16 protein-coding genes are annotated in these 14,547 nt (G+C 70.4%); 9 read left to right on the top strand and 7 right to left on the bottom strand.

Annotated features, from left to right (window positions below; translation table 11 throughout):
• Positions 1–207 precede the first annotated feature (207 nt).
• Complete coding sequence (locus tag AC0IY0_RS15040; RefSeq protein ID WP_147908350.1) at positions 208–1,647, top strand: LysM peptidoglycan-binding domain-containing protein; 1,440 nt, start codon at positions 208–210, stop codon at positions 1,645–1,647.
• Positions 1,648–1,655: 8 nt separating this feature from the next.
• Here the strand turns inward: AC0IY0_RS15040 and AC0IY0_RS15035 are convergent, their stop codons facing one another.
• Positions 1,656–2,990 (bottom strand): aminotransferase-like domain-containing protein, encoded by a 1,335-nt coding sequence (locus AC0IY0_RS15035; RefSeq protein WP_147908335.1) that lies wholly within the window; start codon positions 2,988–2,990, stop codon positions 1,656–1,658.
• 103 nt (positions 2,991–3,093) lie between these two features.
• On the opposite strand from AC0IY0_RS15035, the gene AC0IY0_RS15030 reads away from it, so the two are divergent.
• From AC0IY0_RS15030 to AC0IY0_RS15010, 5 genes are all read left to right on the top strand, one after another.
• Positions 3,094–3,309 (top strand): DUF1127 domain-containing protein, encoded by a 216-nt coding sequence (locus tag AC0IY0_RS15030; RefSeq protein ID WP_147908334.1) that lies wholly within the window; start codon positions 3,094–3,096, stop codon positions 3,307–3,309.
• 98 nt (positions 3,310–3,407) lie between these two features.
• Positions 3,408–5,330 carry an ABCB family ABC transporter ATP-binding protein/permease gene (locus AC0IY0_RS15025; RefSeq protein ID WP_147908333.1) on the top strand — a complete coding sequence of 641 codons (1,923 nt, stop codon included), beginning with the start codon at positions 3,408–3,410 and terminating at the stop codon, positions 5,328–5,330.
• A 113-nt stretch (positions 5,331–5,443) separates the two neighbouring features.
• Complete coding sequence (locus AC0IY0_RS15020; protein WP_147897185.1) at positions 5,444–6,418, top strand: ABC transporter substrate-binding protein; 975 nt, start codon at positions 5,444–5,446, stop codon at positions 6,416–6,418.
• Between the two features lie 4 nt (positions 6,419–6,422).
• Positions 6,423–7,232 carry an ABC transporter permease gene (locus AC0IY0_RS15015; RefSeq protein ID WP_147908331.1) on the top strand — a complete coding sequence of 270 codons (810 nt, stop codon included), beginning with the start codon at positions 6,423–6,425 and terminating at the stop codon, positions 7,230–7,232.
• 8 nt (positions 7,233–7,240) lie between these two features.
• A complete protein-coding gene (locus AC0IY0_RS15010) occupies positions 7,241–8,035 on the top strand; it encodes an ABC transporter ATP-binding protein (protein WP_147908330.1) in 795 nt (264 codons plus the stop codon).
• A gap of 35 nt (positions 8,036–8,070) precedes the next feature.
• On the opposite strand, the gene AC0IY0_RS15005 is transcribed toward AC0IY0_RS15010, so the two are convergent.
• A complete protein-coding gene (locus AC0IY0_RS15005) occupies positions 8,071–8,973 on the bottom strand; it encodes an NAD(P)-dependent oxidoreductase (protein WP_471764299.1) in 903 nt (300 codons plus the stop codon).
• A 365-nt stretch (positions 8,974–9,338) separates the two neighbouring features.
• On the opposite strand from AC0IY0_RS15005, the gene AC0IY0_RS15000 reads away from it, so the two are divergent.
• The 3 genes from AC0IY0_RS15000 to mscL all read left to right on the top strand — a co-directional run bounded on the left by AC0IY0_RS15000 (position 9,339) and on the right by mscL (position 11,392).
• Positions 9,339–10,049: a phosphatidylserine decarboxylase gene (locus tag AC0IY0_RS15000; RefSeq protein WP_147857019.1), complete on the top strand. Its 711-nt coding sequence runs from the start codon at positions 9,339–9,341 to the stop codon at positions 10,047–10,049.
• Between the two features lie 6 nt (positions 10,050–10,055).
• The gene (locus AC0IY0_RS14995) at positions 10,056–10,895 is read left to right on the top strand and encodes a CDP-alcohol phosphatidyltransferase family protein (protein WP_147908328.1); all 840 of its coding nucleotides are present in this window, start codon (positions 10,056–10,058) and stop codon (positions 10,893–10,895) included.
• A 68-nt stretch (positions 10,896–10,963) separates the two neighbouring features.
• Positions 10,964–11,392, top strand: coding sequence for a large conductance mechanosensitive channel protein MscL (gene mscL / locus AC0IY0_RS14990; protein WP_147938962.1), 429 nt, complete (start codon positions 10,964–10,966; stop codon positions 11,390–11,392).
• Between the two features lie 34 nt (positions 11,393–11,426).
• On the opposite strand, the gene AC0IY0_RS14985 is transcribed toward mscL, so the two are convergent.
• The 5 genes from AC0IY0_RS14985 to AC0IY0_RS14965 all read right to left on the bottom strand — a co-directional run bounded on the left by AC0IY0_RS14985 (position 11,427) and on the right by AC0IY0_RS14965 (position 14,547).
• Positions 11,427–11,702: a hypothetical protein gene (locus tag AC0IY0_RS14985; protein ID WP_147908326.1), complete on the bottom strand. Its 276-nt coding sequence runs from the start codon at positions 11,700–11,702 to the stop codon at positions 11,427–11,429.
• A gap of 139 nt (positions 11,703–11,841) precedes the next feature.
• On the bottom strand, positions 11,842–12,255 hold the full coding sequence (locus AC0IY0_RS14980) for a DUF1236 domain-containing protein (RefSeq protein ID WP_147897179.1): 414 nt from the start codon (positions 12,253–12,255) through the stop codon (positions 11,842–11,844).
• A 140-nt stretch (positions 12,256–12,395) separates the two neighbouring features.
• Positions 12,396–13,148: a NepR family anti-sigma factor gene (locus tag AC0IY0_RS14975; RefSeq protein ID WP_147855899.1), complete on the bottom strand. Its 753-nt coding sequence runs from the start codon at positions 13,146–13,148 to the stop codon at positions 12,396–12,398.
• Between the two features lie 160 nt (positions 13,149–13,308).
• Positions 13,309–14,094 (bottom strand): class II glutamine amidotransferase, encoded by a 786-nt coding sequence (locus AC0IY0_RS14970; protein WP_147908325.1) that lies wholly within the window; start codon positions 14,092–14,094, stop codon positions 13,309–13,311.
• Positions 14,095–14,235: 141 nt separating this feature from the next.
• Entirely contained in the window at positions 14,236–14,547 is a 312-nt protein-coding gene (locus AC0IY0_RS14965; RefSeq protein WP_147908324.1) for an oxidase, read from the bottom strand.

Raw genomic sequence — 14,547 nt, 5'->3', positions numbered from 1 at the left:
ACCGTTGCGAGCCGTCGAGAAAGACCCCCGCGCCCGGCGCTCCACGCGCCAAACTGCTGAATTCGCGTGGGATTCACCCGCCGGAGCGGCGGGACGGCTTGGTGTCGGGATCATGTACGGTATTATGGGCGCCGCAGTCGACGGTTTTTGAGCGGGCAGGTTGCCCATTCGCCGGGCGGCCGGACGAGCAGGGAGGCCTTCGTGGCGATGTCGAGACAGGTGCGGCGCAGTCTCGCCCTGGCGCTCGCCGGCCTCCTCGGCGGTCTCGGCCTCGTGCTGGTCCTGTTCGGCGGCGAGTCCCTGCGGCGGATGATCGGCCGGCACGATCCGGAGCCGCCCGCCGCCGCGGCGCCCGCGCCGCAGAGCGGCGTGCGGGGCCTGGCCGCCCCCGGAGCGACGGCCGAAGCCGGCGCGCCGCCCATCGATTTCCGCGACGACACGTCGGGGGCGAGCAGGCCGGATGGCGCCAAGCCCGGCGAAATTAAGCCCGGCGAGATCAAGCCCGGCGACACCCGTTCGGACGCGCGCAATGCCGTCGATCCGGCATCGGGTGCGGCGCGCACGGCCGACCGGGCGCCCGACGGCAAGCCGGCCGAGCCCGACGTCGCCGAGGTGCCGCGCTTCGACATCGTCCGGGTCGAGCCGAACGGCGACGCCGTGGTGGCCGGGCGCGGCGCGCCGGATGCCGTGATCGAGATGCTGGTCGACGGCAAGCCCGTGGCCCGGGCGACCGCCGACGCCAACGGCCAGTTCGCCCTGGTGCCGCCGGCGCTGCCGGCGGGCTCCAGCGCCCTGCGGCTGCGCATGACCACCAAGGACGGCCGCGTCGCAGACTCACGCCAGAGCGTGGCGGTGGACGTCGCCCCGGGCCGCGACCGCCAGCCCCTGGTGGCGCTGACCGCCCCGGATGCCGCCACGATCGTGCTGTCGCAGCCCGGCGCCCCCGGGCCGGCGGCGACGGGGACCCAGGCGAAGGCGGCGCCCGCAGCCCCCGCCGACGGCAAGGCGCCGGCCGCCAAGATCGTCAGCGTGGACGTGCAGGAGAGCGGCCGGCTGTTCGTGACCGCCACCGGGATCCCGGGCGCTAAGCTCCGGCTCTACCTGAACGACACGCTGATCGCCCCGGGCAGCGTCGGGCCGGACGGACGGGCGAGCTTCACGATCGGCCGCGGGGTCAAGCCCGGCCAGTATCAGGTGCGGATCGACCAGATCGATCCCCGCACCGGCAAGGTCTCCACCCGCGCCGAGGTGCCGCTCGCGGTGCCCGAGCCGACCCGCGTTGCAGCCGGCGAAGGCGCCGGGCAGGATCGGCCGCAGGGCCCGTCCGTCCGGTCGGCAGCCTCCTCGGCCATGCAGGGTGGGGGCCGCCCCCAAGGCGACAGCGCCGGCGCGGCCGACACTCCCTCCGCCCTCAGCCAGGATGCCGCGGGCGCGCGCAGCCCCACCGGGGCCGGCGCGGTGTTCGTGCCGGAGATCACAACGGCAAAAATCACCCGGGGCGACAACCTCTGGCGGATCAGCCAGCGCACCTACGGCCGGGGCGAGCGCTACACCGTGATCTACGACGCCAACCAGGGGCAGATCCGCGACCCGGACCGGATTTATCCGGGCCAGATCTTCATCCTGCCAACCGACAAGCGGGGCTGACGCCCCCGTCAGTCCACGATCTGGTCGTCCTCCGAGAGGGCCAGGCGGCGCAGGGTCGTGAGCGCCTCGGACAGGTCCTCCGGCGACGGCGTCGCCAGGGCGAGGCGGACCGCGTTCGGCGCGTGGCCGGGATTCACCGCGAAGGCCGCGGCCGGCAGCAGCGCGATGCCCCGGCGCAACGCCGCCGCCGCAAACGCCTCGGCCCGCCACGTCTCGGGCAATTCGAGCCAGAGGTGATAGGCGCGGGGGTCGCCGACCACCGTGAGTCCCGCCAGGATCTCCCGGGCGAGCGTCTGGCGTGACGCCGCGTCCCGGCGCTTAGCCTCCGCCAGGGTCGCGGCCGATCCGCCCGACATCCAGTGCATGCCGGCCGCGAGCGACAGCCCGAGCGCGGTCCATGCGCCCTGGCGCACGGAGGCCGCGAGCCGGTCGGTCAGGTGCGGGGGCCCGGCGATCAGCCCGACCGTGAGGGCCGGCATCACCCGCTTCGACAGGCTGTCCACCAGAATCGTCCGGTCCGGCGCCAGGCTGGCGAGCGGCTGCGCGTCGGCGAGGAAGCCGTAGACCGCATCCTCGATGGCGGTGAGACCGACCGTGTCGAGGATGCCGGCGAGGTCGGCCCGCCGCGCGGCGCCCATGGTCGCGCCGAGCGGGTTCTGCAGGGTCGGCTGGAGATAGACGCCGCTCAGCGGGGTCGCCCGATGGGCCTGGAGGAGCGCATCCGGGCACACGCCCTCGGTATCCATGGCCAGCGGCACCAGGGTGATCCCAAGCCGGGCCGCGATGCCCCGCACCGCCGGATAGGTCAGCGGCTCGCAACCGATCCGCTCCCCCGGCGCCGCCAGGGCTGCGAGCGCGGCGGCAAGCGCCTGCCGGCCGTTGCCGGTGAACAGGATGTCGGCGGCCCGGGGCGCGTAGCCGTCGCGGGCGAGGAAGTCGGCCGCGACTGTGCGGGCCCGGGGCGTGCCCGCGGGACCGTACTGGCTGAACCCGATCTCGGCGCCCGCGCCCGCCAGGGCCGCCAGGGTCTCGGCCAGCACGACTTCCTGCTCCGGCAAACGCGAATGGGTCCGCTGCAGGTCGATCGCCGCCGGGGGCGGCTCCGGCTGGAGCCGCACGGCCTGGCCGGGCTCGGAGCGGACGAAGGTGCCGCGTCCGACTTCGCCGGTCACGAGCCCGCGCCGGCCCAGCTCTGCGTAGACCCGGCTCGCCGTCGAGACCGCGATGCCCCGGGCATAGGCGAAGTCCCGCTGCGGCGGCAGCCGGTCGCCCGGGCGCAGACGCCCCGAGGCGATCTCGCCGGCGACCGCGTCCGCGACGGTACGATAATCCGAAGCCCGCATCATTGCTCCGAGTGCAATGTTTCGATTGATCCGAGATATCTATCGGTTCAATCCTGCCCCCGCAATCCCGGCCGGACTGCGTCCCGTCACCGGAACCTACGCCATGTCGATCGTCACACTGTCGTCCGCGGCTCCGTCCACGGCCAGGCCCGCGCGCTCCGCGAACCGGTCCGCCGTCCCGTCCCTGCTGGGTCTCTGGCTCCAGCGCATCCGGACCCGGAGGTTGCTCGCCGCCCTGCATCCGGACCAGCTCCGGGATGCCGGCATCGAACCCTGGCACCTGCGCCGCGAGATCCGGAAGCCGTTCTGGAGAGGATGACCGGCCCTGCGGCGGCTGCGGGTGCCCGCTCCGTTCCACGGGCCTATATGCAGGAGGAAGATCCTTCCTCCCGCCGTTCCTCCTGCATCGAATCCCGCATGACCGACGACACCGCGCCCCCGGCCGGGTCCGCACACCCGGCCGAGCGCCCCGGGCTGCTCGCCACCTATCGGCGCCTTTGGCCGCATCTCTGGCCGCACGGACGGCCCGACCTGCAGCGCAGGGTCTTCCTGGCGTTCGGGCTGCTGCTCGCGGCCAAGCTCGTGACCATGGTGACCCCGTTCACCTTCAAGTGGATCACCGACGCCCTGGTCGCCGCGATCGGTGGGAAGGACGCGCCGCTGCCCACGGGCCTGTTCGCGGCCCCGATGCTGCTCATCGCCCTCTACGGCGTATCGCGGATCGCCATGTCGGCGCTGACCCAGGTGCGCGACGGGCTGTTCGCCAAGGTGGCGATGCACGCGGTGCGCCGCCTGGCGCTCCGGACCTTCGAGCACATGCACCGCCTGTCCCTGCGCTTCCACCTGGAGCGCAAGACCGGCGGCCTGACCCGGGTGCTGGAGCGCGGCCGCGCCGGCATCGAGGAATTGTCGCGCTTGATGGTGCTGACCCTGGTTCCGACCATCGTCGAGTTCGCGCTGGTGCTCGGCGTGCTGGCCTACGAGTTCGACTGGCGCTACGCGCTGGTGGCGTTCCTCACGGTCGGGGCGTACCTGGCCTTCACCTACAAGGCGACCGAGTGGCGGATCGCCATCCGCCGCCGGATGAACGCCTCGGATACCGACGCCAACACCAAGGCGGTCGACTCCCTGCTCAACTACGAGACCGTGAAGTATTTCGGCGCGGAGGCCCGCGAGGCCGCCCGCTACGACGTGTCGATGGCCAAGTACGAAAAAGCCTCGACCCAGACCTACGTCTCGCTGGCGGTGCTCAATGCCGGCCAGGCGGTGATCTTCACCATCGGCATGACGATCGTGATGTGGCTCGCGGCCCGGGACATCCTGGCCGGGCGCACGACGATCGGCGGCTTCGTGCTCGCCAACACCCTGCTGGTGCAGCTGTCGATGCCGCTGAACTTCATGGGCATGATCTACCGCGAGATCAAACAGGCGCTGATCGACATCGACGACATGTTCCGCATCCTCGGACAGAACCCGGAGATCGCCGACCGGCCCGGCGCGGCGCCGCTGACGGTCGCGGGCGGCACGGTGCGGTTCGAGGACGTGCGCTTCTCCTACACCCCGGAGCGGCCGATCCTGCGCGGCGTCAGCTTCGAGATCCTGGCCGGGCAGACGGTGGCGGTGGTCGGGCCCTCGGGAGCCGGCAAATCGACTCTGTCGCGGTTGCTGTTCCGGTTCTACGAGCCGTCGGCCGGCCGGATCAGCATCGACGGCCAGGACATCGCGGCGGTGACGCAGGAATCGCTGCGCGCGGCGATCGGCATGGTCCCGCAGGACACCGTGCTGTTCAACGACACGATCGGCTACAACATCCGCTACGGCCGGGCCGACGCCACCGACGCGGAGTTGCGCGAGGCGGCCCAGCTCGCCCAGATCGACCGCTTCGTCTCCGGCCTTCCGGAGGGCTACGACACCCCGGTCGGCGAGCGCGGCCTGAAGCTGTCGGGCGGCGAGAAGCAGCGGGTCGCCATCGCGCGGACCATCCTCAAGGCGCCGCCGATCCTGGTGCTCGACGAGGCGACCTCGGCGCTGGATTCCTTCACCGAGGCCGAGATCCAGTCGGCGCTCGACCGGGTCAGCCGCGGGCGCACCACCCTGGTGATCGCCCACCGGCTGTCCACGGTGGTCAATGCCGACGCGATCCTGGTGCTCGACCACGGCCGCATCGCGGAGCGCGGCACCCATGGCGAGTTGCTGGAGGCCGGCGGCATCTATGCGGCGCTCTGGGACCGCCAGCGCGAGGCCGACGCGGCGCTCGAAGTGCTCCAGCGCGCCGACGCCCCGGTCCTGCCGATCCGGGCCGGGCGCGGAGCCGTGCCGGCGACTGAACCGGCGGAATAGGACATCGGAAGGCGGATTACTTCTCCGGCTGTATTCGTTATACTGCGCTGAACGGCCCATCATGAAGGCCGCGCTGCGAATCGGCTCATGCCGTCCGGTCGGGGGAGACATCGATGTTGAAGGGCCTGATCGCGGCCGGCGCCATGCTGGTCGCCCTCGGCGGCACTGTCCGGGCGGAGGATGTCGTCCGACTCGGCAACCTGAAATTCGCCCATTACGGCGCCATCTCCTATATGAAGGAGATCGCGCCGAAATACGGCCTGAAGATCGACGAGCGCCAGTTCGCCAAGGGCGCCGACATCTACCCGGCGATGGCCGTGGACCAGATCGACATCGCGGCCTCCGGGGGCGACGGCGCGGTGGCCGCCCGCGGCAACGGCGTGAAGCTGGTGGTGGTCGCGGGCTTCGCCGACGGCGGCGTGCGCATCCTCAAGCGGCCGGACCTGCCGGCCAAGAGCGCGGCCGACCTGAAGGGCCTCAAGGTCGCGACGGTGCGCGGCGGCACGCAGGACTTGATGCTCCTGGCCGAGCTCGACAAGCACGGGCTGACCTGGTCCGAGCGCCCGGGCAAGGACGTCCAGCTGACCTACTTCAACAACTACGCCGACCTGAACCAGGCCCTGGGGCAGAAATACGTCGACGTGATCTGCCAGTCGGAGCCGCAATCGACCCAGGCGATCAGCGCCGGCTGGGGCGTCGAGCTGGTCAAGCCCTACGACACGCCGATCGGCAAGCCGGTGCGGCCCCTGGTGATGACCGAGAAGATGTACACCGAGCGGCCGGAGGTGGCCGCCAAGGTGCTGCGCCTGTTCGTGGCCGCCACCAAGGCCTTCATCGACGACCCGGCGCTCGCCGAGAAATACGTCCGCGAGCAGGTGTTCAAGGGTCAGCTCACGAGCCAGGATTTTCGCGATGGCATGGCCAACGCGAGCTACACCTACGCCATGCCGGCGGGGCACATGCAGGTCACCACCGACTACATGGTCAAGTACGGGCTGGGTAAGATGCAGAACCCGCCCAAGAGCGATGCCGAGTGGGTCAAGCTCGATCTGCTCGACAAGGCCAAGGCCGACCTGAAGGTCGAGTGATCCGATGGCCCTGCGCGACCTTCGCGGCGTCCTGGTTCCGGTCGCGCTGCTGATCCTGTGGGAGCTGGCGAGCCGCACCGGGCTCGTCTCGGCCGTGGTGCTGCCGCCGCCGAGCGCGGTGGCGGTGAAATGGTGGTCCGGCCTGCTGCCGGCCCTGCCGTACGATCCGGGCCAGGAGAGTTATCTGTCCTGGCTGTTCTCCGGCGAGATGCCGCACGACGCGGCGTCGAGCCTGTCCCGGGTGGTCTCCGGCTTCCTGATCGGGGCCGGGCTCGCCGTCCCGGTCGGCCTGGTGCTCGGCACCAACGACGGGCTCTACGCCCTGTTCAACCCGCTGCTCCAGGTGCTGCGCCCGATCCCGCCGATCGCCTACATCCCGCTCGCCATCGTGTGGTTCGGGCTCGGCAACCCGCCGGCCCTGTTCCTAATCGCGCTCGGGACCTTCTTCCCGGTCCTGGTGAACACCATCGCGGGGGTGCGCCAGGTCGATTCGATCTACATCCGCGCCGCCCGCAACCTCGGCGCCGGCTCCTGGACGATGTTCCGCCGGGTGATCCTGCCGGCCGCGAGCCCGTTCGTGCTCGCCGGCATGCGCATCGGCATCGGCACCGCCTTCATCGTGGTGATCGTCGCCGAGATGATCGCGGTCTCGGACGGGCTCGGCTACCGGATCCTCGAGGCCCGGGAATACATGTGGTCGGACAAGATCATCGGCGGCATGCTGACGATCGGCATCCTCGGCCTGATCATCGACGGGGCGATGAGCCGCCTCAACGATCACCTGCTGCGCTGGCATCGCGGCCTGGAGCGGTAACCCGGACGATGTCGGCAGAGATCGTGGTCGCGAACGCCGTCAAGGTGTTCGGCAGCGGCGCTTCGGGCGTCGCCGCCCTTCAGGACATCTCGGCGACGGTGCCGGAGGGCCAGTTCCTGTGTTTGCTCGGGCCCTCGGGCTGCGGCAAGTCCACCCTGCTCAACGCGATGGCCGGCTTCAGCCCGCTCACCTCGGGCACGATCACGGTAGGCGGCAAGCCGGTGGTCGATCCCGGCCCGGACCGGGGCATGGTGTTCCAAGAATACGCCCTGTTCCCGTGGATGAGCGTCGAGGACAACGTCCGCTTCGGCCTCGATATCAAGGGCGTGCCGCGCGCCCAGGCCGCCGAGACGGTCGACCGCATCACCGCGACGCTCGGCCTGTCGGACTTCCGCACCCGCTACCCGAAGGACCTGTCGGGCGGGATGCGCCAGCGCGTGGCCATCGCCCGCATCCTCGCCCTCGACCCGCCGGTGATGCTCATGGACGAGCCGTTCGGGGCGCTCGACGCCCTGACGCGCCGCACGCTGCAGGACGAACTGCTCCGGATCTGGGCCGATTCCCGCAAGACGATCGTGTTCGTGACCCACTCGATTGAGGAGGCCATCTACCTGGCCGACCGGATCCTCGTGATGACCTACCGGCCCGGGCGCATCAAGCGCGACGTCACCGTGCCGATCCCCCGGCCCCGTGACCCGGCGAGCGCCGACTTCAACGCGATCAAGCGCGAGCTGGGCCAGCTGGTGATGGAGGAGCAGGCTCGGTTCACCGACGCGGAGCTGCACGCGCCGGCGGTGGATTGAAGCCTTTCACGGAGCGCAGCCGCGAGGGCAGGGGCTCAACCGCCGGAGCGGACCTTCACCCCCAGCAAGGCTTCGAACGGCAGCACCATCGCGCCCTTGTCGCGGTCGCCGTGGCCCTGGCGTAGCGCAGTCTGGTAGGTCGCCGTGGCGGCGGCCGTGACCGGCATGGGATAGCCGCCCTCGGCCGAGATCGCTGCGGCCGCGACGAGGTCCTTGTAGGCCGCGCCCATCGGGTAGCCCTCGTCGAAGCGGCCCTGGAGGATGCGCGGCACGAAATAGTGCGCCGCGTAGCTCCGGCTCGTGCCGGTGGTGACCACCTGGGCGATCTGCTCCGGGTCGAGCCCCATGGCCACCGCCATCGGCAACACCTCGGCCAGCGCCGCGATGTTGATGTCGTAGAGCACGTTGTTGATCGTCTTGGTGAGCTGGCCGGATCCCGCCGGCCCCATATGCAGGACGCTGGTGCCGATCCGCTCCAGCAGCGGCCGGACCGCTGCCACGCGCTCCGGGTCGCCGCCGCACATCACCGTGAGCGTCCCGGCCTCGGCGCCCGCCGGCGCGCCCGAGACCGGGGCATCGACGAAACACCGCCCGGTCGCGGCCACGGCGCGCCCGATCGCGAGCGCCTTGGCGTGCGCGATGGTGCTGAGATCCACCACGATCGCCCCCGGCGCCAGCCGCTCGACCAGGCGATCCGCGCCGAACAGGGCCGCCTCGACCACGTCGCCGTTCGGCAGGCACAGGAACAGCACCGCGGCGCCGTCGACCGCCGCACGATCCGCCGTCGCGACGAGGCCCGGCGCGTCGAGCCCGGCCAGGCGCGCCGGGTCGGAATCCACCGCCACGACGGTCTCGGAATCGGACAGGCGCTTGGCCGCGAGGTTGCGGGCGATCGGGTGGCCCATGGCGCCGAGGCCGAGGATGGCGAGCTTCTGCACCGGGCGGCTTCCTCCATTGCGGCCGCGGACCGGACCGGCGGCACTATCCTGGGCGGCCGCGCTCGGCTCACGCCGTCGTCGCGTGCGCAGCCTGCCCATCAGGGGAGAACTGTATCAGAGGTGTCGGCAGAGGGCGCAATCGTGGATGCCGTGCAGCTATGGTCGACGCCAGGGTCTTCGCGGCGTCCCGCATCCCCTGGGTCGGGTTTGCTGGACCATGCCTGGCCGCCGCGGGCGGGTGGGGACGATGACGCATGTCTGATAGAGAGACGGAACGCCCCGACACGTTGACGCCGGCCCGGCGGGCTGCCATCCGCGCGTCCGACATGTCCGCCCGCCCGCGGCGCCGTTGAGTCCGGAACACGATGACAGACCTGATCGAGACGATCCGTCGGACGCTCGTGCCGATCCACAAGGAGGGCTATCCCTTCATCCTGATCGGCATCGTGCTCACGGTGCTGGCCGGCTATTTCTCGCAGTTCTTCGGCTGGATCTTCCTGATCCTCACCCTCTGGGTCTGCTACTTCTTCCGTGATCCGGAGCGGATCACCCCGGTGGAAGACGGGCTCGTGGTCTCGCCTGCGGACGGGCGCGTCAACCTGATCGCCACCGTGCTGCCGCCGCCCGAGCTCGACCTGCCGCAGGTGCCCACCTTGCGGGTCTCGGTGTTCATGAACGTGTTCGACTGCCACGTGAACCGGGTGCCCGTCTCAGGGCGAATCGGCCAGATCCACTATACGCCCGGCCTGTTCCTCAACGCCGAGCTCGACAAGGCCAGCGACGACAACGAGCGCAACGGGATGGTCATCGAGACCAGCCATGCCGGGCAGGCGAAGCGCGTCGGCGTGGTCCAGATCGCCGGCCTGGTGGCGCGGCGGATCGTCGGGTTCGTCTCGGCCGGCGACGTGCTGTCGGTGGGCGAGCGGTTCGGCCTGATCCGGTTCGGCTCCCGGGTGGATGTCTACCTGCCGGCGGGCGCCACCGTGCTGGTCGGACTCGGCCAGAAGGCCGTGGCCGGCGAGACGGTGCTGGCCGACCTCGGCGGCGGCCCCGGACGGCAGTTCAAGCGGATCTAGACGGCCATGGACGACCTGTTCCCGCCCTTCGCGCCGGATCCGAACGAGCCGCGCCCGCGCCGGTTCAAGCCGGTGCCGTTCCGGATGATCGCGCCCAACATGATCACCCTGATGGCGCTCTGCCTCGGGCTGACCGCGATCCGGCTGGCCTTCGAGGGCAAGTTCGAGCCCGCCGTCATCGCCGTGGTGGCGGCCGGCGTGCTCGACGGCATCGACGGGCGGGTGGCGCGGCTGCTCAAGGGCACCTCGCGCTTCGGGGCCGAGCTCGATTCGCTGGCCGACTTCGTGAATTTCGGCTGCGCACCGGCGCTGATCCTCTACGGGTTCGCGCTGTTCCACCTCAAATCCGCCGGCTGGATCGTAGCGCTGATCTTCGCCATCGCCATGGCCCTGCGGCTCGCGCGCTTCAACGCCATGCTGGACGATCCGAACCGGCCGGAATGGAAGAAGGACTTCTTCGTCGGCATGCCGGCCCCTGCGGGCGCGCTGACCGCGATGCTGCCGCTCTACCTGCACTTCCTCGGCTTCAGCGCCGAGGGCTGGATCGCCTCGGCGATCCTGATCTACGTGCTCGCCATCGCGTTGCTGGTCGTGTCCACGGTCCCGACCTTCTCGGGGAAGACCATGGGCAAGCGGGTGCCGCGCAGCCTCGTCCTGCCCATCTTCCTGCTCGGCGTCGCCGCGTTCGGCATCCTGATCAGCTATCCGTTCGAGGCGCTGGTGGCGGTGAGCGGCGGCTACCTGCTGACCATCCCGGTGGTCGCCGCGCAATACCGCCGTCGCGCCAAGGCCGAGGCGGCCACCGCGGTCGACGAGCCGGCAGCGCCGACGATCAGCGGGGGATAGGCGGGCGCCGCGCTGGCTTTCCGACCGATCTTCCGTAGTCTGCCCCCGGGATCGGCGGGGGACTGTGCATGCTCGAGGAATTCAAGAAGTTCGCCCTGCGCGGGAACGTCGTCGATCTCGCGGTCGGCGTGATCATCGGCGCGGCCTTCGGGGCGATCGTCAATTCCGCCGTGCAGGACCTGTTCATGCCGGCGATCGGGGCGATCACGGGCGGGCTCGATTTCTCGAACTACTACATCCCGCTCTCGTCGAAGGTGCAGGCCGGGCTGCCCTATGTGGACGCCAAGAAGCAAGGCGCCGTCTTGGGTTACGGCCAGTTCCTAACGCTGACCATCAACTTCATGATCGTGGCCTTTGTGCTGTTCCTGGTGATCCGGGCCATGAACAAGCTGCAGAACGCCGAGGCCAAGAAGCCCGAGGCGGTGGCCGAAGTCCCGGCGGACGTGAAGCTCCTGTCGGAGATCCGCGATCTGCTGGCCGAGAAGCCGCGGGTCTGACACGGCATCGCGTTTCAAACCCGGGACTTGGCGTTTAAACCTGAGGCTTGTCGGCGCCGTCCGGCTTCACGCCGAGGGCATCGAGGATCTGATCGAGGGCCTGGCCAACCGCCTCCGTGCCCTCCTCATGGGTCTTCAGCCGGGTCTCGAGCCGGCGGATTTGTGGCTCGAACGCGTCCGGCACCGGATCGTCCCCGAGGAAGCGGGGCTTGTCGGTCCCGACCGGCAGGACGCCGCGCAATTGCTGGCCGAGGTGATCGCGCACCGGTTCCGGCAGTGTCGCGCCGGGGTCGCTCGGATCCTGGCTCATGGTCGCCTCATGGTTCACGTGGCGGATCAACGACTTCGCCGGAGAACCGTTGCGCCTCCGTCGTCCTGCGGATCGAGGACGGGCCCCGGAGCGGGTCGCTCCGGGGCCCGAGGGGCCGGCGCGGGACCGGCCCGTGCGATCAGTCGATGACCTCGACGATCCGGTGGCCGCGATCGACCAGCACCGGACGGTCGTTCACGACGGTGTAGCGGTAGCCCGGCTGCACGCGGTACTCGTTCGGGACGTCGTAGTAGGTGACGCCGGAGGACGGCAGGGTCGAGCCGACGGCGACGCGGCCGTCGTAATCGTACGAGCGGACGTTGCGCTCGCGGACGTAGCTGCGGAAGCGCGGCGCCATGTCGACGCCGAGGATGCCGCCCACCGTGCCGGTGGCCGCACCGACGGCACCGCCGACGATCCCGCCGATCGGGCCGGCCGCGTCGTTGCCGGCGGCAGCGCCACGCTCGGCACCCGGGATGGTGCCCTGGGCCTGGGCGGCGAGGGGCAGCGACAGAGCCAGAGCCGAGGCTGCGATAAGGGTCTTGAAGGTCATGCGGGACATCTCCGTTCCGTGGCGTTCCGCCGCAGCGAGGCGACGAAGCTCGGGCCGGTAACGTCCGATCCTCGGATTCGGATGCATCTTTTTTCGGGGCGGGGACGGACCGCCCGGCGCGATCCTTACGTGTTCTTGCCCTACGCGTCCTTGGGCATCGCCGACTGGATGAACCGATCGGAGCCGAGATCCTCCTCGTCGTAGCCCAGCAGCTCCGCCAGGCGGCCGCGGGCGCGGCTGACCCGGCTCTTCACGGTGCCGACCTTGCAGCCCATGATCGTGGCGGCCTCCTCGTAGGAGACGCCCTCGGCACCCACCAGCACCAGCGCCTCGCGCTGGTCCGGCGGCAGCTTGGCCAGGGCCGATTGCAGGTCCTCGACATCGAGCCGGTCGCCCTGGTGCGGGGCCGTGGCCAACCGCGCCGCGTAGGAGCCGTCCTGGTCCTCGACCTCGCGGACCCGCTTGCGATGATCGGAGTAGAAGATGTTGCGCAGGATCGTGAACAACCACGCGTTGAGGTTGGTCCCCGGCTGGAACCGGGCGCGGTGCTGCCAGCCCTTGAGCAGGGTGTCCTGGACGAGGTCGTCGGAGCGGGCGGGGTTCGAGGTCAGCGACAGCGCGAAGGCGCGCAAGGACGGGACGGCCGCGAGCAGGCCGTTGCGGAACTCCGGCTCGATCGCCTCGCCGCGGGCGCGCAGAGCCTCTTCCAGCTTCTCGATCAGGTCGGCAAAGCGAGAGGGCAGCACCTCCTCGCCGATCCGCTCGTAGACCGTGCGCAGGTGCTCGCCGAGATGTGTGCGGATGTTCGGGGCGAGATTCGGGCGGCCATCCCGAAGCGCATCCCGAAGCCCGTCCTCGTGGGACAGGGCGGTGTCGGTGTCGTCGCGGGTCATGCGTATCGCGCTCGTCAGCTTATCGTGGCTCGACCTGCGGTCCGGGACGGTCGAGGCGGATCGCTTGCCGGCCGAACTCCCCTGAAGCCCGGCCGATGCGCTCCTGTTACGGTCGTTCTAGCGCATCGGGGGGCGGCATGCACCCTCGCTCAAGTAGGACTTAAGACGCTCCGGCCGGCCTCAACAGGCGGATCGCCCCGTCCCGCAGGGTCAGGACGTCGCCGCGGGCGAGGTCGGTCCAGCGCTCGTCGCGGGTGAGCGCCTGGGTGGCGACGACCGTGACCACGTCGCTTTCCGAGGTCTCCTGCGCGAAATTCACCTGCCAATCCTCGTCGATCAGGGTGGCGGTGCCGAACGGGGCGCGGCGGGTGAGGTAGCACAGGCGCTTGCCGCAATGGGCGTAGAGGGTGCGGCTGTCGGTCAGCAGCATGTTGAACACGCCCATGGCGTGCAGGTCGCCCGCGAGGTCTGCGACGGCGCGGTCCAGGGTGGCGGGACGGGGCAGGGCCTGGAACCGGGTCTGGAGGCGGCCGAGCATCCAGCAGAAGGCGTGCTCGCTGTCCGTCGAGCCGATCGGCATGAACCCGCCGAGCGGCAGACGCTTCACGCCCTTGAGCTGGCCGTTATGCGCGAAGGTCCACCGGCGGCCCCACAATTCCCGGGCGAACGGATGGGTGTTCTCCAGGCTGACCCGGCCGCGATTGGCCTTGCGCACGTGGGCGACGACGATGCGGCTCTTGATCGGCATGTCGCGCAGCAGCCGGGCCAGCTGCGAGCGCGAGCTCGGCTCCGGCTCGTGAAAGCTGCGGCAGGTCCGCCCGTCGTAGAAGCTAATGCCCCAGCCGTCGGCATGCGGGCCGGTTTCGCCGCCACGCCTGGCCAACCCGGCGAACGAGAAGCGGATGTCGGTCGGCACGTTGGCGCTCATGCCGAGCAATTCGCACATCAGGATAAAGCCGGAGCCGAGCGGGGACGGGGCGACGTTTAGAGTGCGTGGCGCCGAAGTGGAAGCCGGCTCGGTGCATCGGACCGGATCACGACACTGTGTTGGCGCCACCTGACGCCCGGACGACGGAATTCATGGGCGTCACCGCGCCAGGTAATCCGTCAGCGTCATGCCGAACATGATGGCGACCCAGAAGAAGCCGATCCCCGAGAACAGCCGGATCAGCGGCGGCTCGTGGATCACCTCCATGGAGACCAGAAGGATCAGCGCCACCATCACGGCGACGACCAGGAGCTCGACGATCCAGACCTGGGCGAAGGGCAGGGTGGCGCCCAGGGTGACGTTGACGGCCAGCAGCGCCAGCAGCGCCAGGAAGGTCAGCACCGGCGTTCGCAGCCGGCGCCGGAGCAGGGCGCGGTCGTCGGCGCTCAAGGCAGCGAGGGGATTGCGCAT

The sequence above is a fragment of the Methylobacterium sp. AC315 genome, assembly GCF_979253755.1.
Note: the sequence above shows the minus strand (reverse complement) of the source record. Positions and strands in the feature narration are given on the sequence as shown.